Source organism: Microbacterium rhizomatis (genome assembly GCF_008710745.1).
Classification (GTDB): Bacteria; Actinomycetota; Actinomycetes; order Actinomycetales; family Microbacteriaceae; genus Microbacterium; species Microbacterium rhizomatis.
In genome coordinates this window covers 612,225-633,628 of the sequence record NZ_VYSA01000001.1, presented here as the reverse complement: position 1 = coordinate 633,628, position 21,404 = coordinate 612,225, and the positions used below count along the sequence as shown (strand labels likewise).

The window sequence follows — 21,404 nt, the reverse complement described above, 5'->3', positions numbered from 1 at the left end:
CGAAACAGGAGAACCCGTGCCTCAGGCAGAACTGGTCGTCGTCGCCAACCGCCTCCCCGTCGACCGGGTGGAGGGTGCCACGGGTGACGACGTCTGGCGCCGTTCGCCCGGGGGTCTGGTCACCGCACTCGAGCCGCTCATGCGCCGTGAAGACGGTGCGTGGGTGGGCTGGCCCGGTCAAGCGGGACTGGATATCGAGCCGTTCGACTTCGAGGGCACGCATCTCGTGCCCGTCCCTCTGTCTGAAGAAGAGGTGCAGCTCTACTACGAGGGCTTCTCCAACGACACGATCTGGCCGCTCTATCACGACGTGATCGCGGAACCCCGCTATCGCCGCGTCTGGTGGGATGCGTACGTGAAGGTCAACCGCCGGTTCGCGGAGGCCACGGCATCCGTCACCGCCGAAGGCGGCACCGTGTGGGTGCAGGACTATCAGCTCCAGCTCGTGCCTCGCATGCTCCGGGATCTGCGGCCCGACCTCACGATCGGGTACTTCCACCACATTCCCTTTCCGGCATACGGGCTCTTCTCGCAACTGCCCTGGCGGCGCCAGGTGCTCGAAGGACTCCTCGGGGCCGATGTCGTCGGATTCCAGCGTGTGGCGGATGCCGGAAACTTCGCTCGCGCGATCCGCCGTCAGCTGCGCTATGTGACGAAGGCCTCCGGGATCACCGTCCCGGAGCGGGACGGTGAGACGCGCAACGTCCTGGCCAAAGCGTTCCCGATCTCGATCGACACCGCCTCGTACGTCGAACTCGCCCAGCGGGCGGACGTGCGGGCGCGGGCGGCCGAGATCCGCGAGAGCCTCGGCAACCCGTCCAAGATCCTGCTCGGGGTCGACCGGCTCGACTACACCAAGGGCATCAGGCACCGCCTCAAGGCCTTCGGCGAGCTGCTCGAGGACGGACGACTCTCGGTGGAGGACGTGACGCTCGTGCAGGTCGCCAGTCCGAGCCGCGAGCGCGTCGAGGCGTACGTGCAGCTGCGCGACGAGATCGAGCTCATGGTCAGCCGCATCGGCGGCGATCGCGACACGATGGATCACACCGCGATCCGCTACCTCCACCAGGGCTACCCGCGCGAAGAGATGGTCGCGCTGTTCCTCGCCGCCGACGTCATGCTCGTGACCGCACTGCGGGACGGCATGAACCTCGTCGCCAAGGAGTATGTGGCAACGCGCACCGACAACAGGGGAGTGCTGATCCTGAGCGAGTTCGCCGGTGCCGCAGACGAGCTCGGTACGGCGCTGCGCATCAACCCGCACGACATCGACGCGCTGAAGGACACGATCGTGCGCGCGGTCGAGATGCCCCCCGCGGAGCAGGGTCGTCGCATGCGCGCGATGCGGCGCAAGGTCATCGAGAACGACGTCCACGCATGGTCGTCGTCGTTCCTCGACGCCCTCGCGAATGCACGCGCGCACAAAGACGACGAACCAGACGGCGAAGAACCAGACGGCGAGAAGCTCGACGGCGAACAAGCAGCCGACGAAGAGAGTGAAAGCGGAGAGGGCAGCGCATGACCGCGGTCGAGAGCCCCGAACAGGTTCAGGATGAATTGCGCAGGGTCGCGGCATCCGATCGCCTGCTGGTCGCGCTGGATTTCGACGGCACGCTGTCACTCCTGCAGGACGAGCCCATGCAGGCCCGGATGCTGCCGGAGTCGCGTCGCGCGGTAGAGGCCCTCCTCGCGACGCCCGACACGGTGGTCGCCCTGGTCTCCGGCAGGAGCCTGCACGACCTTCAAGAGATCTCCGAACACACCGAGGACTCCGAGATCCTGCTCGCCGGGTCGCACGGCGTGGAGTACTGGTACCCCGGCGAAGGCGCCGTCGACCCGGTCGACGACGATTCCGAACACGCGCTGCGCGATCATCTGCGCGAATCGGCGATCGCCGAACTCGGTGACCTCGAGGGCATCTGGGTCGAGCCGAAGACGTTCGGCTTCGGCATCCACACGCGGATGGCGTCTGACGAGGATGCCGAGCGGGCATGGCAGTACGCCGATGCACTCGTGTCGCAGAACGCCCCGCACTGGCGACGCCGCACGGGACACAACATCGTCGAGTACTCGTTCCGGCACGAAGGCAAAGACAGCGCGATCGCCTCGCTGCGCGAACGTGTCGGCGCGACCGCGGTCGTGTTCGCCGGCGACGACATCACCGATGAGGATGCGCTGGCGAAACTCGGACCGAGCGACCTCGGGATCCGCGTGGGCCAGGGGAGGACATCGGCGCGCGTGAGGGTGATGGATACCAAAGAACTGGCCGCGGCGTTGTCGGCCCTGGCTGAGATGCGCGCCTCCGGGCGGGAATAGACTTTCACAATGCCTGAGTCCGCTCCCTCTGCCAGCGTGCCCGAAATCGACATCAAACCCCGCAGTCGCGTCGTCACGGATGGCATCGAGGCCACCACGTCGCGCGGCATGCTCCGTGCGGTCGGGATGGGGGATGAGGACTGGGACAAACCCCAGATCGGCATCGCGAGTTCGTGGAACGAGATCACGCCGTGCAACCTCAGCCTCGACCGTCTTGCGCAGGGCGCGAAAGAGGGTGTGCACTCCGGCGGTGGCTACCCGCTGCAGTTCGGCACGATCTCGGTCTCGGACGGCATCTCGATGGGCCACGAGGGCATGCACTTCTCCCTTGTCTCACGCGAGGTCATCGCCGATTCGGTCGAGACCGTGATGATGGCGGAGCGCCTGGACGGTTCCGTCCTGCTCGCCGGTTGCGACAAGTCGATCCCGGGGATGCTCATGGCCTCGGCGCGCCTGGACCTTTCGAGCGTGTTCCTGTATGCCGGCTCGATCGCGCCGGGCTGGGTGAAGCTCAGCGACGGCACCGAGAAGGACGTCACGATCATCGACTCGTTCGAGGCGGTCGGCGCGTGCCTGGCCGGCAAGATGAGCGAAGCCGACCTCAAGCGCATCGAGTGCGCGATCGCCCCCGGTGAGGGCGCGTGCGGCGGCATGTACACCGCCAACACGATGGCATCCGTCGCCGAGGCCCTCGGTCTGAGCCTGCCCGGCTCCGCCGCGCCACCCAGCGCCGACCGCCGCCGCGACTATTACGCGCACCGCTCCGGCGAGGCTGTCGTGAATCTGCTGCGCCTGGGCATCACGACCCGCGACATCCTCACGCCCGAAGCGTTCGAGAACGCGATCGCCCTCGCGATGGCGCTCGGCGGGTCGACGAACGTCGTGCTCCACCTCCTCGCGATCGCTCGCGAAGCGGAGGTCGAGCTCACCCTGCACGACTTCAACCGCATCGGCGACAAGGTGCCGCACGTGGCCGACATGAAGCCGTTCGGCAAGTACGTCATGAACGACGTCGACCGGCACGGCGGCATCCCTGTGATCATGAAGGCGATGCTCGACGAAGGCCTCCTCCACGGCGACGCGCTCACGGTGACGGGCAAGACGCTCGCCGAGAACCTCGCCGATCTGAACCCCGACCCGGTCGACGGCACCGTCATCCACACGTTCGACAACCCGATCCACAAGAGCGGCGGAATCACGATCCTGCACGGATCGATCGCCCCCGAGGGCGCGGTCGTCAAGTCGGCCGGATTCGACGCCGACGTGTTCGAGGGCCCCGCTCGCGTGTTCGAGCGCGAGCGCGCCGCGATGGACGCGCTCGAGGCCGGACAGATCGCCGCGGGCGACGTTGTCGTGATCCGCTACGAGGGCCCCAAGGGCGGCCCCGGCATGCGCGAGATGCTCGCGATCACCGCGGCCATCAAGGGCGCGGGGCTCGGAAAAGATGTACTACTCTTGACGGACGGCAGATTCTCAGGCGGCACAACCGGCCTGTGCATCGGCCACATAGCACCCGAAGCGGTGGACGCTGGTCCCATCGCCTTCGTGCGCGATGGTGATCTGATACGGGTCGATATCGCGGCTCGCACTCTCGACCTACTCGTCGACGAGGCTGAGCTCGACTCCCGCCGCTCTGGCTGGGAGCCACTGCCCCCGCGCTATACCCGTGGCGTTCTGGCCAAATACTCCAAGCTCGTGCGCTCCGCAGCGGAGGGCGCGGTCACAGGGTAGCCAGCCCTGGTGGTCGTCTCGTTCCCGACCGGCCACCGACATCCGACTCTCTGTCAGAGGATCCCCACAATGTCTGCCGAAAACGCGTCGGCCGTTCCGCGGCCGCCCTCCCGTCCCGCCCCTGCACTCGCGCCGGTGCTCACCGGCGCCCAGGCGGTCGTCCGCTCGCTCGAGATGCTCGGTGTCACCGACGTCTTCGGGCTGCCCGGCGGCGCGATCCTTCCCGTCTACGACCCGCTCATGGACAGCTCGGAGCTGCGCCACATCCTGGTGCGTCATGAGCAGGGCGCCGGTCACGCCGCCGAAGGCTACGCCTCGGCATCCAACCGGATCGGCGTGGCGATCGCGACCTCCGGTCCCGGCGCCACCAACCTCGTGACGGCGATCGCCGATGCCTACATGGACTCGGTGCCGATCGTCTGCATCACCGGGCAGGTCTTCTCCAACCTCATGGGCACGGATGCCTTCCAGGAGGCCGACATCGTGGGCATCACGATGCCGATCACGAAGCACTCGTTCCTCGTGAAGAAGGCGGAGGACATCCCCGGCGCGATCGCCGCGGCGTTCGAGGTGGCCGGCACCGGGCGCCCCGGTCCCGTGCTCGTGGACATCACCAAGGACGCCCAGCAGGCCGAGGCTCCGTTCGTCTGGCCGCCGAAGATCGACCTGCCGGGCTACCGGCCCGTGACCAAGGCGCACGGCAAGCAGATCCAGGCCGCCGCGCAGCTGCTCGCCGAGGCCAAGAAGCCGGTGCTGTACGTCGGAGGCGGAGTCATCCGCTCACAGGCGTCCGCCGAGCTGCTGGCCCTCGCCGAGTCGACCGGAGCTCCGGTGGTCACCACGCTGATGGCCCGCGGCGCATTCCCCGACTCGCACGCCCAGCACCTCGGGATGCCGGGAATGCACGGCACCGTGCCCGCGGTGCTGGCTCTGCAGGAGGCCGACCTGCTCGTCTCGCTCGGAGCCCGGTTCGATGACCGCGTGACGGGCAAGGCATCGCTGTTCGCGCCGAATGCGAAGGTCGTTCACGTCGACATCGATCCCGCCGAGATCGGCAAGATCCGTGCCGCTGAGGTCCCGATCGTGGGCGATCTGAAAGACGTGCTCGTCGATCTCGAGGCCGCGTACCGGTCGGCGAGCGCCCGTGCTGCACCCGACACCGAGGAGTGGTGGTCCTACCTCGACGGGCTGCGCGCCGAGTTCCCGCTCGGCTACACCCAGCCGACCGACGGCCTCATGTCGCCGCAGTACGTCATCTCACGGATCGGTGAGATCACCGGGCCGGAGGGCGTGTACGCCGCCGGCGTCGGCCAGCACCAGATGTGGGCGGCGCAGTTCATCAAGTACGAGCGGCCCAACGCCTGGCTCAACTCCGGGGGAGCGGGCACGATGGGGTACGCGGTTCCTGCCGCGATGGGGGCGAAGGTCGCCGAGCCGGACCGCCACGTGTGGGCCATCGACGGAGACGGCTGCTTCCAGATGACCAACCAGGAACTGGCCACCTGCGCGATCAACAACATCCCGATCAAGGTCGCGATCATCAACAACTCATCGCTCGGCATGGTGCGCCAGTGGCAGACGCTGTTCTACGACGGCCGCTACTCGCACACGAGTCTCAACACCGGTCATGGCACGGTGCGCATCCCCGACTTCGTGAAGCTGGCGGAGGCGTACGGATGCCTCGCGATCCGCGTCGAGAAGGAGGAGGACGTGGATGCGGCGATCCGCACGGCTCTCGAGACGAACGACCGCCCCGTGGTCATCGACTTCGTCGTGAGCGCTGACGCGATGGTGTGGCCCATGGTTCCGCAGGGCGTCAGCAACAGCTACGTCCAGTACGCGCGCGATCACTCGCCCGCATTCGATGAGGAGGCCTGATCATGCCCAGTCACGTGCTGAGCCTCCTCGTGGAGGACAAACCGGGTCTGCTGACCCGCGTCGCGGGATTGTTCGCGCGCCGAGGCTTCAATATCGAATCCCTCGCCGTCGGCGTCACAGAGGTTCCCGGGCTCTCGCGCATCACCGTGGTGGTCGATGTCGACGAGCTGCCGCTGGAGCAAGTGACGAAGCAGCTGAACAAGCTCATCAACGTCATCAAGATCGTCGAGCTGGATATGTCGTCGTCCGTCCAGCGCGAGCACATGCTCGTCAAGGTGCGCGCCGACAATGCGAACCGTTCGAGCGTGCTCGAAGTCGTCAGCCTGTTCCGGGCGTCCGTCGTGGACTACGCGCCGGACGCGCTCGTCATCGAGGTGACCGGCGACCACGGCAAGGTCGATGCGCTGCTGCGTGCGCTCGAGCCGTTCGGCATCAAGGAGCTGGCCCAGTCGGGTCTGCTCGCGATCGGCCGCGGCGGCAAGAGCATCACCGAGCGGGTCCTCCGCAACTGAACTCGACTTCGAGCGTTTCGACTCGCTTCGCTCGCTCAACGACCGGAAACATACAAGGAGAAACACACGCCATGACCGAGATCTTCTACGACGCCGACGCCGACCTGTCGCTCATCCAGAGCAAGAAGGTGGCCATCGTCGGCTACGGCTCGCAGGGCCACGCGCACGCGCTCAACCTGCGCGACTCGGGTGTCGAGGTCGTCGTCGCCCTGAAAGAGGGCTCGACGTCGATCCAGAAGGCCGAAGAGGCCGGTTTCGAGGTCAAGTCGGTCGCGGACGCGGCCGACTGGGCCGATGTCATCGTGATCCTCGCGCCCGACCAGCACCAGCGCGGAATCTTCGCCGATTCCATCAAGGACCACCTGGCCGAGGGTAAGACGCTCCTGTTCAGCCACGGGTTCAACATCCGCTTCGGCTACATCGACGCGCCGGAGGGCGTAGATGTCGTCATGGTCGCGCCCAAGGGGCCCGGCCACACCGTTCGCCGCGAATACGAGGCCGGTCGTGGTGTTCCCGTGATCGTCGCTGTCGAGAAGGATGCCTCGGGCCACGCCTGGGACACGGCATGGTCGTACGCGAAGGCGATCGGCGGCCTTCGCGCCGGCGGCATCAAGACCACCTTCACGGAAGAGACCGAGACCGACCTCTTCGGCGAGCAGGCCGTACTCTGCGGAGGTGTGTCCCAGCTCGTGCAGTACGGGTTCGAGACCCTCACCGAGGCGGGCTACCAGCCGCAGATCGCCTACTTCGAGGTTCTTCACGAGCTGAAGCTCATCGTCGACCTCATGTGGGAGGGCGGCATCGCCAAGCAGCGCTGGTCGGTCTCCGACACGGCGGAGTACGGCGACTACGTCTCGGGGCCCCGGGTGATCGATGCCCACGTCAAGGAGAACATGCAGGCGGTGCTCGCCGACATCCAGTCAGGTGCGTTCGCCGAGAAGTTCATCGCCGACCAGGACGCCGGCGCGCCCGAATTCCTCGAGCTGCGCGCCAAGGGCGCAGCGCACCCGATCGAGGCGACCGGTAAAGAACTGCGCGCCCTGTTCGCGTGGAAGCAGCAGGACGCCGACTACACCGAGGGTTCCGCCGCTCGCTAGTCATTCAGACCGCCGTCCGATCCGGCACGGCTCCAGGCCCGGCCATCGTCCTCTCAACCAGGGGATGGGTGGCCGGGCCGCTTCAGGTCTACGCTGACGGCATGACCGGTTCCGGAACGAAAGACGACCCGTGGCACCTGACGACGGCACCGGGATCCTCGGCGTACACGATGTACCGTGACGAGTCGGCCGACCCTCCTCTGCTGGTGTGTCAGGTCGGGTCGACGAGATTGACCTATCTCGCCACCGCGATCGACGACACCGTGGCGTGGCTGAAGGCGCAGGGGGAATGGGTCGACCTGGGTGCGACGGACGAGCAGAAGGATGCGCCCGACGGCACGCTCGAGGCCTGGGCGCGCAGCCAGTCCAACCCGGTGGGGGGCTGGTACGGCCAGCGCAAGGGCTATCGGGGCAGGTTCGGGATGTACCTGCCGCCGCTCCTGGAAGAACTCGGCCTCGTCGAACTGACACACGAGAAGCGTGGCAACCGCGTGCGCGCGCTCTGACCTACGCTGGGGGCATGACCGATCGCCGTGATGACGCCCTGTCGTGGGACGGCGACGACGACCCGACGCTCGATACCGGCATCCCTGCGGACGTGCTGGCCACGGGAGACTCAGAGCCCGAGCCTGATCCGGATCCTGCTCCTCCGGCCCTTCCCGGCGGGTTCACCGCCGTCGGCAAAGACAGCGACACTGTCGGCCGGGTCGAGGCGGACGGATCCGTCACCATGCCGACCGACCCCGTGCCGCTCGGCAATGCCGGGCTCATCACGTTGGGCATCCTGGGCGGGATCTACGCGCTCTGGACGATCGGCTGGATCATCGGCGGCCTGCGGGTGCACAGCGTGGCCGGGTTCCTCGTCTCCTCCGACGGGTCCGCGTCGCCGCTGTGGACCGGCGGAAACCTCGTCGCGGTGTGGTTGGCCGTGCTCGCACCCGCCATCTGGTTCGGTACGGTCCTCTGGCTCACGCGCGGCGCTCGGCCGTGGCTGAAGTGGATTCTCCTGTTCGTCGGGGCCGTCCTGCTTGTGCCATGGCCGTTCATCATGGTCGGGGCGGTGGGCGCATGACCGAGACACCTTCCGCGCCTACGCGGCGTTCTGCGGCGCTTCCGGTGTGGGTCATCGCGACGATCGCGGGCATCTTCGGACTGCTCTACGCCTACGTCGTCTGGAACGCGGCGACTCTGCTCGCGTACCAGGCGAGCGGCGTGCTCGGCATCAACGGGCTGGGATGGCTCGTGCTCGTCCTCGCAGTGCTCTTCCCGATCATCGTCTTCGCGATCGCCTTCGCGGTCGGCTGGCGCCGCCAGGCCATTCCCTTCGCGGGGATCCTGTTGACGGGGCTGGGGCTTGTCGCGGTGTTCTGGGTCAACATCCTTGCGTACGCGTATGCGTACGGCGGGTCGCTGCTGGGCTGAGGTCAGCCGATTTCGAGGCGGGGAATCAGGTGGGCGAGAGTGAGACCCCGACGGCCGTGACCGGTCGCACTCCGACCGGCGCCATGACCGCGGTCGCGGTCTTCCTTCTCGTCGAGATCCTCATCGCCACGCCGCTCTACGTCCTCCTCTCGCTCCGCATCGCGGATCCGATGCTGCTGGTCGTCGCGGTGATGGTGAGCCCCGCCGCTGCCGCCCTGCTCACCTGGGCGATCACGGGAGTGCGCCCGCGAGTGGGGCCGCTCCGCGTCTGGCCGATCCTGGCAGGCGCCTCGATCGGTTTCGTGGTCGCCTTCGCCTACTGGATCGGGTCGCTGGCGCACGTGTTCACGCCCACGGGGATCGACCCCTGGATCACGCTGGTCGGCCTGCCCGTCTCGGTCGTTCTGGCAGCCGGTGAGGAACTGGGATGGCGGGGGATGCTGCTGCCCCAGCTGCGCCGACGATTCCGCTTCGCGTCGGCGAACGCGATCGTCGTCGTCATCTGGGCGCTCTTCCACGTGCCGATCGTGGTCGCCGGCGCGTACGGCGACCTCGCCGGGCTCCCGTGGATGTTTCTGATCGTCGTCCTGTTCTCATTCCTCATCGGCACGATCTGGGAGTACGGCGGCGGTGTCGTGATGGCATCGCTCGCTCATGGGGTGTGGAACCTGGTGATCCAGAGCTTTCTGGCGACGGCCTTCGTCGAGAACATCCCCTACGCCGCGGGGGAGTTCGGCTGGTTCCCCGCGATCCCCCTCGCCCTCATGCTCGCCGGGGCACTCGTCTTGCGCACACTGCGCCCGCCCCGGCGTCCACCGCTCGACGATCTCGCCTGACGCCCGGGGGCAGCGACGCCCGGCCGCGCGCGCCGTCATACAGTCGGGTCGCGCACGCGCCCCACGGTAGGCTGAGAGGCGCTGAGCCCCCCTTCGCGTGCGGCGCGGCATCCGCTCTGCTTCGCGCATTCGCGCACCGCCCCGAAGGAAACATCCGTGACCAAGCCTGTCGTGCTGATCGCCGAAGAACTGTCTCCCGCCACGATCGACGCGCTCGGTCCCGACTTCGAGGTGCGCACCGTCGACGGCACGGATCGTCCTGCGCTGCTTTCCGCCCTCGCGGGCGCGAGCGCAGTGCTCGTGCGCTCGGCCACGAAGATCGACGCCGAGGCGATCGCCGCAGCGCCCGTCCTGAAAATCATCGCGCGCGCCGGTGTCGGCCTCGACAACGTCGACATCAAGGCCGCCACGACCGCCGGTGTCATGGTCGTGAACGCCCCGACCTCCAACGTGATCTCGGCCGCCGAGCTCACCATCGGGCACATCCTCTCGCTCGCGCGCCACATCCCTTCGGCGAACGCCTCGCTCGCCGAAGGCAAGTGGAAGCGCAGTGCGTACACCGGCATGGAGCTGTTCGAGAAGACCGTCGGCATCGTCGGACTCGGTCGCATCGGCGGACTCATCAGTGAACGCCTGCGCGCGTTCGGGGTGCGCGTCGTCGGCTACGACCCCTACGTGACCCCCGCGCGCGCCCAGCAGCTCCAGGTCGAGCTCCTGTCGTTCGACGAGGTACTGCGCCAGAGCGATTTCGTGACCGTGCACATGCCCAAGACGCCCGAGACGACCGGCATGATCGGCGCCGAGCAGCTCGCGATCATGAAGCCGACCGCCTACGTGATCAACGTCGCACGCGGCGGGCTCATCGACGAGGGAGCGCTCTACACGGCGCTCACCACCGGAGTGATCGCCGGCGCCGGGCTCGATGTCTTCACGTCTGAGCCGCCTCAGCCCGACTCCAGCGCATCACGCCTGCTGGAACTGCCGAATGTCGTGGTCACCCCGCACCTCGGGGCGAGCACCGATGAGGCACAGGAGAAGGCGGGCGTCTCGGTCGCGCGCTCCGTCAAGCTCGCGCTCGAGGGCGACCTCGTCCCGGACGCGGTCAACGTGGCCGGTGGCATCATCGACCCGTTCGTGCGCCCCGGGATCGCCCTGGTCGAGAAGCTCGGTCAGTTCTTCACCGGACTCGCACAGGGAGCCCTGACGAGCCTCGACATCGAAGTGCGGGGCGAGCTCGCCGCGTACGACGTGAGCGTGTACCGGCTTGCGGCCCTGAAAGGGATCCTCACGAACATCGTGAGCGACAATGTCTCCTACGTGAACGCGCCACTGTTCGCGGAGCAGCGCGGCATCGAGACCCGCATGATCGTCGAGGCCGAGAGCCCGCTCTACCGCAACCTGACGATCCTCCGGGGGACCCTGTCCGACGGCACGACGCTCACGGTCGCCGGAACCCTCGCCGGGACGCGGATGGTGCCGAAGGTCGTCGGCATCAACGGATACGAGATCGAAGTGCCGTTCGAGCGGTACCACATCGTGATGCGGTACGCGGATCGGCCGGGCATCGTCGCGATCTACGGCCAGCGTCTCGGAGATGCCGGAATCAACATCGCCGGCCTCCAGGTCGCGCACCCGGATGCGAGCGGCCGCGCACTCTCGGTGCTCACGGTCGACTCACCCGTCCCGGACGAGATGCTCGCCGAGCTGCACGACGCAGTGCACGCCGACCTCTTCCGGCAGATCGAGATCGTCGAAGCGTAGTCGCGAGCTCGCGACCGTCGACGTTCAGCGACTGGTCGCGTCGCGCACGAGCGCGATGAGCGCATCGAGATCGGCCCCCGTCGGCACCGGCCCCGGCACCCCGCCGACCGTCAACGCGTTGTTGAAGTAGAGGCCGTCGCTGACGAGCATGATCAGCTGCAGGGCGGTCTCGTCCTTGGCCTCGGACCGCATCGCGTCCTCCCACAGGAGGCGGAGATCGCGGAGCGCGTCCGACGCGGCGGGATGCCCGTTCTGGGCCAGCCGCGACAGTGCGATGATCGTGCGGTCAAGCGCCGTCCCCGTCATGATCGACGTGCGCATGAACGCCGCGACGGGGCCGTCCGGTGCGGACCTGATCTGTTCGATGTCCTCGAGGGACAGCACGCGGAGGCGTTCGATGAGTCCCTCGACCAGGGCTTCTTTCGAGCCGAAGTGGTAGAGCAGCCCGCCCTTGGACACACCGGCCCGGCGGGCCGCAGCATCCATCGTCGCCGCGCGTTCGCCGTCTTCCACCAAGAGCGCCTCGAATGCGTCGAGGACGCTCTCTCGGGCGCGGGGTGGTCGGCTCATGGGGTCGATCGTATCGACCGTGGGCGGGGGAGTCTGATACTATACCGGCTGGACGGTTTATAAATCATGACTTCAACACTCACTCAGGACATCGCCATCGCAGAGGCAGAGAGCACCCGCGTCGGCTGGCGCGGCTGGGCCGCGCTTGCGGTACTCATGCTGCCGGTGCTGCTCGTCTCGGTCGATAACACGGTGCTCAGCTTCGCGCTGCCCCAGATCGCGCTCGACCTCGAGCCCACCGCGACCCAGCAGCTCTGGATCATCGACTCTTACCCTCTGGTCCTCGCCAGCCTGCTGGTGACGATGGGCGTGCTCGGCGACCGTTTCGGGCGCCGGAGGATGCTGCTGCTCGGCGCCGCCGGCTTCGGTGTCGTCTCGGCGCTCGCGGCGTTCGCGCCGAGCGCGGAGTGGCTCATCGCCGCCCGTGCGGGAATGGGCATCTTCGGGGCGATGCTGATGCCCGCCACGCTCTCGCTGCTGCGGAGCGTCTTCACCAACCGGGATCAGCGCCGGCTCGCGATCGCGATCTGGGCGGCGGGCTTCTCGGCCGGCGCTGCCCTCGGACCGGTGGTCGGCGGCATCCTCCTGGAGCACTTCGCCTGGGGCGCCGTCTTCCTGATGGCCGTGCCCGTGCTCGTGCCGCTGCTGATCCTCGTGCCGATCCTGGTGCCCGAGAGCCGCGACCCCGCGCCGGGCCGGTTCGATCCGCTGAGCGTGGTGCTGTCGCTCGCCACGATGGTGCCGATCGTCTACGCCATCAAGGAGTTCGCGGTGCACGGCGCCGAAAGCGCTCTCCCGCTCGTGCTCGTCGTGATGGGCCTCGTGTTCGGCGTGTTCTTCGTGCGGCGGCAGAACCGCCTCGAGACCCCGATGCTCGACATGCGACTCTTTCGACGTGCCGCGTTCACGGGGTCGGTGCTGGTCAATCTGCTCAGCGTCGTCGGCCTCGTAGGCTTCCTCTACTTCGTCGCGCAGCATCTGCAGCTGGTCGTCGGGCTCCCGCCGCTCGAGGCCGGCCTGGCCCTCGTCCCCGGGCTGCTCGCGATGATCGTCGCAGGCATCGGCGTCGTGCCGATCGCGAAACGCATCGCACCACGCGTGATCGTGCCGATCGCGCTCAGTTTCTCGGTGCTCGGCTACGTGCTCGTCGGCGTCGCGGCCGGCACAGGCGAGCTCGGCCTGCTGATCCTCGCCTTCGTGTCTCTCGGAGCCGGGATCGGTTCGGCCGAGACCGTCTCGAACGAGCTGATCCTGGCGAGCGCCCCCCCGGCGAAAGCGGGCGCTGCCAGCGCTGTCTCCGAGACGGCCTACGAGCTGGGCGCGGTCCTCGGTACGACGATCATCGGCGGGCTCCTTGCGGCGTTCTACCGTTCGAGCCTCGTGCTGCCCGCAGGACTTCCCGCTGCCGCGGCCAACGCTGCCCGTGAGACGCTCGCGGGTGCCGTAGCTGCATCCCACACCCTCGACGAGACGATGGGACAGGCGCTGAGGGACGCTGCGGCGCACGCTTTCGACGCGGGTGTCGGTGTCACCGCGCTGATCGGGGCCGGACTCATCGTCATCGCCGCGGCGATCGCCGCGCTCACCCTCGGCGGTCGCGCTCAGCACGCACCCGTGGAGCACTGAGCCGGCGCTCGGCACGCGGCCCCGACGCGTCCCGATACGCTGGCAGTGACATCCGGCAGTGACGGCTGCGGGCGATGACCATCTCTGAGCAACAAGGGAGCGCAATGGCGGGCGTGCAGGACAAGACGGTGAAGCTGGCCGTGATCGCCGGCGACGGAATCGGGCCCGAGGTCATCGCCGAAGCCGAGAAGGTGCTGGATGCGGCGACCGCGGGCTCCGGCATCCTGTTCGAGAAGACCCGCTTCGCACTGGGTGCTGCCCGGTTCCTCGAGACGGGGGACACCCTCACCGACGAAGACCTCACCGCGATCAAGAGCCACGACGCGATCTTGCTGGGCGCCGTCGGGGGAGTGCCGGGGGATGCGCGGCTGAAGAACGCCAACATCGAGCGCGGGCTCCTGCTCAAGCTCCGCTTCGAGCTGGATCACTATGTGAATCTGCGTCCGTCGAAGCTGTACCCGGGCGCGCCCGGCCCGCTCGCGGCGCCGGGAGACATCGACTTCGTCGTCGTCCGCGAAGGCACTGAGGGGCCGTACGTCGGCAATGGCGGGTCGATCCGCCGCGGCACGCCCCACGAGATCGCGAACGAGACCTCGGTCAACACGGCCTTCGGTGTCGAGCGAGTGGTCCGGTACGCGTTCGATCTCGCCGAACGGCGCCGCAAGAAGCTCACCCTCGTGCACAAGACGAACGTGCTCGTGCACGCCGGAGCGATCTGGCAGCGCATCGTCGACGAGGTGGCGCGCGAGCACCCGCACGTCGCCGTAGACTATCTGCACGTCGACGCGGCAACGATCTTCCTGGTCACGAACCCGGGCCGCTTCGATGTGATCGTCACCGACAACCTCTTCGGCGACATCCTCACGGACCTGGCCGGCGCCGTCACCGGTGGCATCGGTCTCGCCGCATCCGGCAACATCAACCCGGACGGCGCGTTTCCCTCGATGTTCGAGCCCGTCCACGGATCGGCGCCCGACATCGCAGGCCAGCAGAAGGCCGACCCCACGGCCGCGATCCTCTCGATCGCGCTGCTTCTCGATCACCTCGGACTCCGAGAGGAATCCGCTCGCGTGACCCGCGCGGCGGAGGACGACATCGCCGCACGAGACGGCGCAGCCAGAACGACCGCGCAGATCGGCGACTCGATCGCATCACGGGTTCGGGCGTAGCCTGGATTTACCGCTCGCTTCTCGCGAGCACGACACGCATGGATGTGAAATGACCCTCATCGACACCGAGACCGGGCTCCCGCCGCTCGAGTTCGCCGTGACCAAGAACCTCGCCGCCACCTCGGCGGCGCAGCGCGAAGAGCTGCTGCGCGATCCGGTCTTCGGCACCGCCTTCACCGACCACATGGTCGACATCTGCTGGTCGGTCGGCGGCGGGTGGCACCGCCCCCGCGTCCAGCCCTACGGACCGATCGCGCTCGACCCGGCCGCTGCGGTGCTGCACTACGGGCAGGAGATCTTCGAGGGCATCAAGGCCTATCGCCACGAGGACGGCTCGATCCACACCTTCCGGCCACGGCAGAACGGCCTACGCCTGCAGCGCAGCGCGCGCCGCCTCGCGCTGCCCGAACTGCCGGTGGAGTACTTCATCGAATCGCTGAAGGCGCTCATCTCCGTCGACGGCGCGTGGGTGCCGGCCGCGGCCGATCAAAGCCTGTACCTGCGGCCGTTCATGTTCGCCAAAGAGGCATTCCTCGGGGTCCGCCCGGCGAACAAGGTCAACTACTACGTGATCGCGAGCCCGGTGGGCCCCTACTTCAAGGGCGGTGCGAAGCCGGTGTCGATCTGGCTGAGCGAAGACTACGCGCGCGCGGGCAAGGGTGGTACGGGGGCGGCGAAGACCGGTGGCAACTATGCCGCCAGTCTGCTCCCGCAGGCGGAGGCCTACGAAGAGGGCTGCGACCAGGTCGTGTTCCTCGACCAGGACGGCAACGTCGAAGAGCTCGGCGGCATGAACATCGTGTTCGTCTACAAGGACGGCACGCTCGTGACGCCGCAGTCCGACTCGATCCTCGAGGGGATCACACGCGACTCGCTCCTGCAGCTCGCTGCCGATCGCGGCCACAAGGTGGTGGGGCGAAACGTCTCACTGTCCGAGTGGCGCGAGGGCGTGGCCTCCGGCGACATCGTCGAGGTGTTCGCCTGTGGGACAGCCGCGGTGGTGGCGCCCATCGGGCTCCTCAAGGGCAAGAGCTTCTTCGACGAGCAGCCGCTCGGCCCGCTGGCCATGTCGCTGCGCGAAGAGCTCACCGACATCCAGTATGGACGCCGCGAAGACACGCACGACTGGCTGCTGCGGCTCGACGGCTGACTAGGCTTGAGGGGTGAGGATCGCCCGCTTCAGTCACCAGAACGCCATCCGTTACGGGATCGTGGATGCGGGTGAGCTCGTCGTGCTGGACGGCGACCCGATGTTCGCGGGTTTCCAGACGACGGGTGAGCGCGTGCCGCTCGGCGACATCTCGCTGCTCGCGCCCGTGATCCCCCGGTCGAAGGTCGTCTGCGTCGGCCGCAACTATCGCGAGCACGCGGCGGAGCTCGGCAATGAGGTGCCCGCCGAGCCGATGCTGTTCTTCAAGCCGAACACCGCAGTGATCGGTCCCGGCGATGCCATCGTGCGCCCCGTGCAGTCGTCGTTCACAAGCTTCGAGGGCGAGCTCGCCGCCGTCATCGGTCGCATCGCGAAGAACGTGCCGGCCGCGGACGCGCTCGATTACGTGTTCGGCTACACGATCGCCAACGACGTGACCGCACGCGACCTGCAGAAGACCGATGGCCAGTGGGCACGGGCGAAGGGCTTCGACACGTTCTGCCCGCTCGGCCCTGCGATCGAGACCGAGTTCTCGTTCGACGATGCGCGGATCGTCACGCGCCTCAACGGCGAAGTGAAGCAGGACGGCCCCATCAGCGACATGATTCACTCCGTCGCCGACATCATCGCCTACGCCTCGGCCGCCTTCACGCTGCTCCCGGGCGATGTGATCCTCACGGGTACCCCGGCGGGCGTCGGCCCGTTCGTGGGTGGTGACGTCATCGAAGTCGAGATCACGGGCCTCGGCATTCTGCGCAACACCGCGCGCGACGCCTGACCGCGCCCCCTCGCAGGCCTGGGAAGGGTCCGGCTCAGCGTCCGAGCGCCCGCAGGGCGAGGTCGACGTCCGTCGAGTCGTTGAAGAGGTGGAACGCGACCCTCGCGCGTCCGGCACGCCCCGATGCGGTGATGCCTGCCGCGGTGAGACGGGCGAGATCGCACCCGTCGCGATCGACCCACGTGACGATCGCGCTCGGCCGGTCGGGTGTGCCGAGGCTCATCGCCTCACGGAAACCGGTGGCGAGGCCCGTCGCATGCGCGTGGAGTGCGTACGGGTCGAGATCGGCGAACAGCCTCAGCGCCGGCGCGGCGCCGATGAACGCCTGCCAGGCCGGCGAGAGGTCGAAGCGCCGCGCGTCCGCCGCCAGTTCCACCTCGTGGCCGTAGCACGACGTCCACGGGTCTTCGCCGGCGTACCAGCCGGCGAAGATGGGCCGCAGCGTCGCGGCGAAATCGGGCGCGAGGGCGAGGAAGGCCACCCCGCGTGGCGCGCAGAGCCATTTGTAGGCGTGGCAGACGACGGCGTCGAACATTCGGGCATCGACGGGCAGCCAACCCACCGCCTGAGTGGCGTCGCACAGCGTCCGTGCGCCGTGGCGGCGCGCTGAAGCCGTGATGGCGTCTGCGTCGGCGACCTCGCCCGTCGCGGATTGCACCAGCGAGAACACGACGAGGTCGGTGTCGGAGGTGACCGCGTCGGCAAGCCCTGCGAGCGGAGCGGTCCGCACCCGGATGCCCCGACCGGCGTGGACGAACGGGAGCACGATCGACGAGAAGTCGCCGTCGGCGCAGAGCACCACGGCGTTGTCGGGGAGTGAGCCGGCGACGAGCGCGGCCATCACGGACGCCTGCGAGCCGATCGCGACCCGCTCCGGCTCGGCCCCGACCAGCCGCGCGAACGACGCACGGCTGCTTTCGACCGCGGCCGAGTATGCCATCACATCGGGGTGACCGGCCGCGGCGGCCTCGAGGTCGTTCTGCACCGCCCGCCGCGTAGAACGCGTCGGAAGCCCCGTGGTGCAGGCGGCGAGATAGCCGCGCCCACCCAGGAACTCCGCCCGTGCGGACTCGGCGAGAACCCGCTCGTCCACCACGTCCGCGACATCCATGCATCCAGCATCCGGCGTCGCGACTCAGTGGTCTACGGCAGGTTTTCTATGCGATTCATGCTGTCCCGTGATGCGTTGTCAGGGCCACATCTGTACAGCGAGGTCGGACAGCAGCTGACCGCCGTTCATGCTGTCCCGTGATGCGTTGTCAGGGCCACATCTGTACAGCGAGGTCAGAGAGCAGCTGACCGCCGTCGACATTCACCGCCGACATGAAGATCCAGGCGTTGTCGCGCGCGTAGATCGTCTCCACCGCGTCGGGTGTGCCCATCCCGCCGGGAACGGTTTTCGTGCAGAGCGGGTTGCCCGCGCGCGCGACGCCGCACGAGTAGCCCTGCGCGGTGAGCCCTGCGACCGCTGTCGTCACCGACTGGGGAGTGGCTTCGCTGATGAGCAGGAGGATGCCGGTGGCATCGCCTTCGATCCAATCGCAGCCGAGCTTCAGGGTGGCGCCGTCCGGCGCGGGTCGGACGAACCCGGTGCCGTCGCCCTGGAGGGTCATGCCGTCGACCGTGTCCTTGCGCGAAGCCGCCGTGCCCACCGCGGCGCAGTCCGTCGGAAACGTCGCGGTCTTGGCGACCGTGGGGGTGGGACTCGGCGTGGGCGTCGAACTGGGCGTGACGGTCACGGTCACGGTCGGCGCCGCGGACGGCGTGGCGCTCGCGCAACCGGCGAGCGACACAGCGGCGACGGCGAAAGCGATCAGAACGGCGGCGGCACGGGGGCGGATCATCGGCGTCTCCTGGGTGCGAACGACAGGTCTGGCCTGAGCATATTGGTCGGGAGAAGGACTGCAGGACTCGACACTTGCCACTTCGCACTGATCGCGCAGAGATCCATGCGTCCACGTTATGCTCGGGCGCGTGACCGGGTTCGACGACGCCGAGATCGACGCGCACACACTCCGCGTCGTCAAAGCGATCGCCGATCTCGGCTCGATCACTGCCGCGGCGGAGGCCCTCGGGTACAGCCAGCCGGCGATCAGCCAGCACGTGAAGCGGCTGGAAGCGCGTCTGGGTGTTCCCCTGCTGGAGCGAGTGGGACGCGGCGTGCGCCTCACCGCAGCGGGCCGGATCCTCGCGCGACATGCCCCGGCGGTCACGACCGCGCTGGATGCGGCGGCGGGGGAGATCGCTGAGCTCCGTGGCCTCCGGGCCGGCCGTGTGCGCCTGGTCGCCTTTCCGTCGGCTTCCCCGACGGTGATCCCGCTGCTGCTCGCCGACCTCGCTGCCCGGCACCCCGGGGTCGAGGTCACATATGTCGAGGCCGAACCGCCCGAGGCGGTCGCGGCCGTCCGGGAGAGCCGAGCCGACATCGCCTTCACGTTCAGCTACCCAGGCGATCGCGATGATCCGCACCGATCGAGCGCAAGCGGGCTCGCGGTGCGCACGGTCGGCCACGATGATCTGGTCGCGGTGCTCCCGGAAGACCATCCCGCCGCGGACTCCGGCGTGATCGACCTCGCGACGCTGTCGGACTCTGCCTGGATCGCAGGATGCCCGCGCTGCCGCGGCCACCTCCTCGAGGTGTGCGGGCGGGCCGGGTTCGTGCCGCGGATCGCCGTCGAGACCGACAATTTCGTCGCCGTGGAGGGCCTCGTCGCCCGCGGCATCGGCGTGGCCACCCTCCCCAGGATGGCCGTCACGTCGTTTCCGCAGCTGCCGGGGATCGCGATCCGCTCGCTCCCCGCGGGCGAGGTGCGAAGCCTCCACATCGTGACCGCGCACCGGGCCGACCGCGTGCCGGCGGTTCGGGCGGCACTGATCGCGCTCGAGAGCGCGATCAGAACCTCGCTGGAGGGCCCGGAGGATCTCGGGACCCTCGGGGCGGCTGAGCCCCCGGAGCGGAGAGGCCCCCGCACCTAGACTGGATCGCGATGTCTTCCTCACCAGATCCCCGCACCACGACCGCCACCGGAGCCGACGTCCGCGTCCGATTCTGCCCGAGCCCGACGGGTCTGCCGCACGTCGGACTCATCCGTACGGTGCTGTTCAACTGGGCGTACGCACGCCACAACGGCGGCGCTCTCGTCTTCCGCATCGAAGACACCGATGCTGCGCGTGACAGCGAAGAGAGCTATCAGCAGTTGCTGGACGCTCTCCGCTGGCTCGAGATCGATTGGGACGAGGGCGTGGAGGTCGGCGGTCCGCACGCACCCTACCGGCAGAGCCAGCGGCACGACCTGCACCTCGAGGTGCTGGACAAGCTCAAGGCCACCGGGGCGGTCTACGAGAGCTATTCCACCGCCGAAGAGATCGACGCGCGAAACGATGCCGCGGGCCGCGCGCGCCAGCTCGGCTACGACAACTTCGACCGGGATCTCACCGACCAGCAGCGCGCAGCGTTCCGCGCAGCGGGCCGCGAACCCGCCTGGCGACTCCGCGTTCCCGATGAGGACCTGACATATGTCGACCTCATCCGCGGCGAAGTGACCTTTCCCGCCGGATCGTTCCCCGACTTCGTGCTCGTGCGTGCCGGTGGCATCCCGCTGTATCCGTTCGTGAATCCGGTCGACGACGCCCTGATGGGCATCACCCACGTCATCCGCGGGGAGGATCTGATGCCGTCGACGGCGCGTCAGCTCGCTCTTTACGGAGCGCTCGTGGATGCCGGAGTGACGACGTTCATCCCGCGCTTCGCGCACATGCCGCTCGTGCTCGGCGAAGAAGGGAACAAGAAGCTGTCGAAGCGCGACCCGAAGGCCGACCTCTTCCTCCAGCGCGAACGCGGCTTCATCCGAGAGGGCCTGCTCAACTACCTCGCACTGCTGGGCTGGTCGATCGGCCCCGACCGCGACGTGTTCTCGCTCGACGAGCTCATCTCGGCGTTCGACATCGTGAACGTCAACCCGAATCCCGCCCGGTTCGACCAGAAGAAGGCCGAGTCGATCAACGGGGATCACATCCGGATGCTGGAACCCGCCGACTTCGCCGCGCGTCTCGTGCCGTATCTCGCCTCCGCGGGCATCGTGGCGGAGCCTCCGACAGCCGAGCAGGACGCGATGATCGCGGCATCCGCACCGCTCGTCCAGGAGCGCATGCAGGTGCTGGGCGATGCTCCTGGGCTTCTCGGGTTCCTCTTCACGACCGCGATCGAATACGCCGACGACGCGCTGGCGTCGCTGCCCCCGAACGCGGGGGAGGTGCTGGTCGCCTCGGTGGGGGCGCTCGAGCTCGTGCCCGGGACGGAGTTCACGGCGGCCGCGATCCAGGATGCTCTCTCCGCGGCGCTCATCGAGGGCCTCGGCCTGAAGCCTCGCATCGCCTACGGGCCCCTGCGCGTGGCGCTGAGCGGACGGCGGATCTCACCGCCGCTGTTCGAATCGATGGAGCTCCTGGGCAAAGAGGAGTCGATCCGCCGGCTCGGCGCGCTCGTGGAGCATCTCGCGCGCTGAGTGCCCGCACTCGCTCTGGGTCGGCGTGCTCGGTTTGGTGAGGTCGTTCGCTT

Annotated in this window: 20 protein-coding genes; 17 read left to right on the top strand and 3 right to left on the bottom strand. The window is 68.2% G+C overall.

Going from position 1 to position 21,404, the window contains the following annotated elements:
• Positions 1 to 16: 16 nt before the first annotated feature.
• The 11 genes from F6B43_RS03025 (at position 17) to serA (ending at position 11,553) form a co-directional block, all read left to right on the top strand.
• The gene (locus tag F6B43_RS03025) at positions 17 to 1,522 is read left to right on the top strand and encodes an alpha,alpha-trehalose-phosphate synthase (UDP-forming) (RefSeq protein WP_150447421.1); all 1,506 of its coding nucleotides are present in this window, start codon (positions 17 to 19) and stop codon (positions 1,520 to 1,522) included.
• Positions 1,519 to 2,316, top strand: coding sequence for a trehalose-phosphatase (gene otsB, locus F6B43_RS03020; RefSeq protein ID WP_150447420.1), 798 nt, complete (start codon positions 1,519 to 1,521; stop codon positions 2,314 to 2,316). The genes F6B43_RS03025 and otsB overlap by 4 nt, the downstream gene beginning before the upstream one ends.
• Before the next feature lie 9 nt (positions 2,317 to 2,325).
• A complete protein-coding gene (ilvD, locus tag F6B43_RS03015; protein WP_150447419.1) occupies positions 2,326 to 4,047 on the top strand; it encodes a dihydroxy-acid dehydratase in 1,722 nt (573 codons plus the stop codon).
• 69 nt (positions 4,048 to 4,116) lie between these two features.
• Positions 4,117 to 5,925, top strand: a complete 1,809-nt coding sequence (locus tag F6B43_RS03010) for an acetolactate synthase large subunit (protein ID WP_150447418.1) — start codon at positions 4,117 to 4,119, stop codon at positions 5,923 to 5,925.
• A 2-nt stretch (positions 5,926 to 5,927) separates the two neighbouring features.
• Positions 5,928 to 6,437 carry an acetolactate synthase small subunit gene (gene ilvN, locus F6B43_RS03005; protein WP_150447417.1) on the top strand — a complete coding sequence of 170 codons (510 nt, stop codon included), beginning with the start codon at positions 5,928 to 5,930 and terminating at the stop codon, positions 6,435 to 6,437.
• A gap of 71 nt (positions 6,438 to 6,508) precedes the next feature.
• On the top strand, positions 6,509 to 7,534 hold the full coding sequence (gene ilvC, locus F6B43_RS03000; protein ID WP_150447416.1) for a ketol-acid reductoisomerase: 1,026 nt from the start codon (positions 6,509 to 6,511) through the stop codon (positions 7,532 to 7,534).
• Positions 7,535 to 7,635: 101 nt separating this feature from the next.
• On the top strand, positions 7,636 to 8,040 hold the full coding sequence (locus F6B43_RS02995; protein WP_150447415.1) for a DUF6855 family protein: 405 nt from the start codon (positions 7,636 to 7,638) through the stop codon (positions 8,038 to 8,040).
• 14 nt (positions 8,041 to 8,054) lie between these two features.
• Positions 8,055 to 8,606 (top strand): DNA polymerase III subunit gamma/tau, encoded by a 552-nt coding sequence (locus F6B43_RS02990; protein ID WP_150447414.1) that lies wholly within the window; start codon positions 8,055 to 8,057, stop codon positions 8,604 to 8,606.
• Entirely contained in the window at positions 8,603 to 8,956 is a 354-nt protein-coding gene (locus F6B43_RS02985) for a bacitracin resistance protein (RefSeq protein ID WP_150447413.1), read from the top strand. The genes F6B43_RS02990 and F6B43_RS02985 overlap by 4 nt, the downstream gene beginning before the upstream one ends.
• Before the next feature lie 29 nt (positions 8,957 to 8,985).
• On the top strand, positions 8,986 to 9,792 hold the full coding sequence (locus F6B43_RS02980) for a CPBP family intramembrane glutamic endopeptidase (protein WP_150447412.1): 807 nt from the start codon (positions 8,986 to 8,988) through the stop codon (positions 9,790 to 9,792).
• A 156-nt stretch (positions 9,793 to 9,948) separates the two neighbouring features.
• Positions 9,949 to 11,553, top strand: a complete 1,605-nt coding sequence (gene serA, locus F6B43_RS02975) for a phosphoglycerate dehydrogenase (protein WP_150447411.1) — start codon at positions 9,949 to 9,951, stop codon at positions 11,551 to 11,553.
• Positions 11,554 to 11,577: 24 nt separating this feature from the next.
• Here the strand turns inward: serA and F6B43_RS02970 are convergent, their stop codons facing one another.
• Positions 11,578 to 12,123 (bottom strand): TetR/AcrR family transcriptional regulator, encoded by a 546-nt coding sequence (locus F6B43_RS02970; protein ID WP_150447410.1) that lies wholly within the window; start codon positions 12,121 to 12,123, stop codon positions 11,578 to 11,580.
• Between the two features lie 66 nt (positions 12,124 to 12,189).
• On the opposite strand from F6B43_RS02970, the gene F6B43_RS02965 reads away from it, so the two are divergent.
• The 4 genes from F6B43_RS02965 (at position 12,190) to F6B43_RS02950 (ending at position 16,846) form a co-directional block, all read left to right on the top strand.
• Positions 12,190 to 13,749 carry an MFS transporter gene (locus F6B43_RS02965; protein WP_150447409.1) on the top strand — a complete coding sequence of 520 codons (1,560 nt, stop codon included), beginning with the start codon at positions 12,190 to 12,192 and terminating at the stop codon, positions 13,747 to 13,749.
• A gap of 74 nt (positions 13,750 to 13,823) precedes the next feature.
• Entirely contained in the window at positions 13,824 to 14,918 is a 1,095-nt protein-coding gene (locus tag F6B43_RS02960; RefSeq protein WP_246159763.1) for a 3-isopropylmalate dehydrogenase, read from the top strand.
• 49 nt (positions 14,919 to 14,967) lie between these two features.
• Entirely contained in the window at positions 14,968 to 16,068 is a 1,101-nt protein-coding gene (locus tag F6B43_RS02955; RefSeq protein WP_150447408.1) for a branched-chain amino acid aminotransferase, read from the top strand.
• A 13-nt stretch (positions 16,069 to 16,081) separates the two neighbouring features.
• Positions 16,082 to 16,846 carry a fumarylacetoacetate hydrolase family protein gene (locus tag F6B43_RS02950; protein WP_150447407.1) on the top strand — a complete coding sequence of 255 codons (765 nt, stop codon included), beginning with the start codon at positions 16,082 to 16,084 and terminating at the stop codon, positions 16,844 to 16,846.
• Positions 16,847 to 16,880: 34 nt separating this feature from the next.
• Here F6B43_RS02950 and F6B43_RS02945 read toward each other — a convergent pair whose 3' ends face one another.
• Together F6B43_RS02945 and F6B43_RS02940 are read right to left on the bottom strand one after the other, a co-directional pair.
• Positions 16,881 to 17,957 carry an aminotransferase class V-fold PLP-dependent enzyme gene (locus tag F6B43_RS02945; protein ID WP_150447406.1) on the bottom strand — a complete coding sequence of 359 codons (1,077 nt, stop codon included), beginning with the start codon at positions 17,955 to 17,957 and terminating at the stop codon, positions 16,881 to 16,883.
• 148 nt (positions 17,958 to 18,105) lie between these two features.
• Complete coding sequence (locus F6B43_RS02940; protein WP_150447405.1) at positions 18,106 to 18,690, bottom strand: hypothetical protein; 585 nt, start codon at positions 18,688 to 18,690, stop codon at positions 18,106 to 18,108.
• 130 nt (positions 18,691 to 18,820) lie between these two features.
• Here F6B43_RS02940 and F6B43_RS02935 point away from each other — a divergent pair, with 130 nt between their 5' ends.
• Entirely contained in the window at positions 18,821 to 19,822 is a 1,002-nt protein-coding gene (locus F6B43_RS02935; protein WP_246159762.1) for a LysR family transcriptional regulator, read from the top strand.
• An 11-nt stretch (positions 19,823 to 19,833) separates the two neighbouring features.
• Positions 19,834 to 21,351 carry a glutamate--tRNA ligase gene (gene gltX, locus F6B43_RS02930; protein WP_150447403.1) on the top strand — a complete coding sequence of 506 codons (1,518 nt, stop codon included), beginning with the start codon at positions 19,834 to 19,836 and terminating at the stop codon, positions 21,349 to 21,351.
• The last annotated feature ends 53 nt before the right edge of the window (positions 21,352 to 21,404 follow it).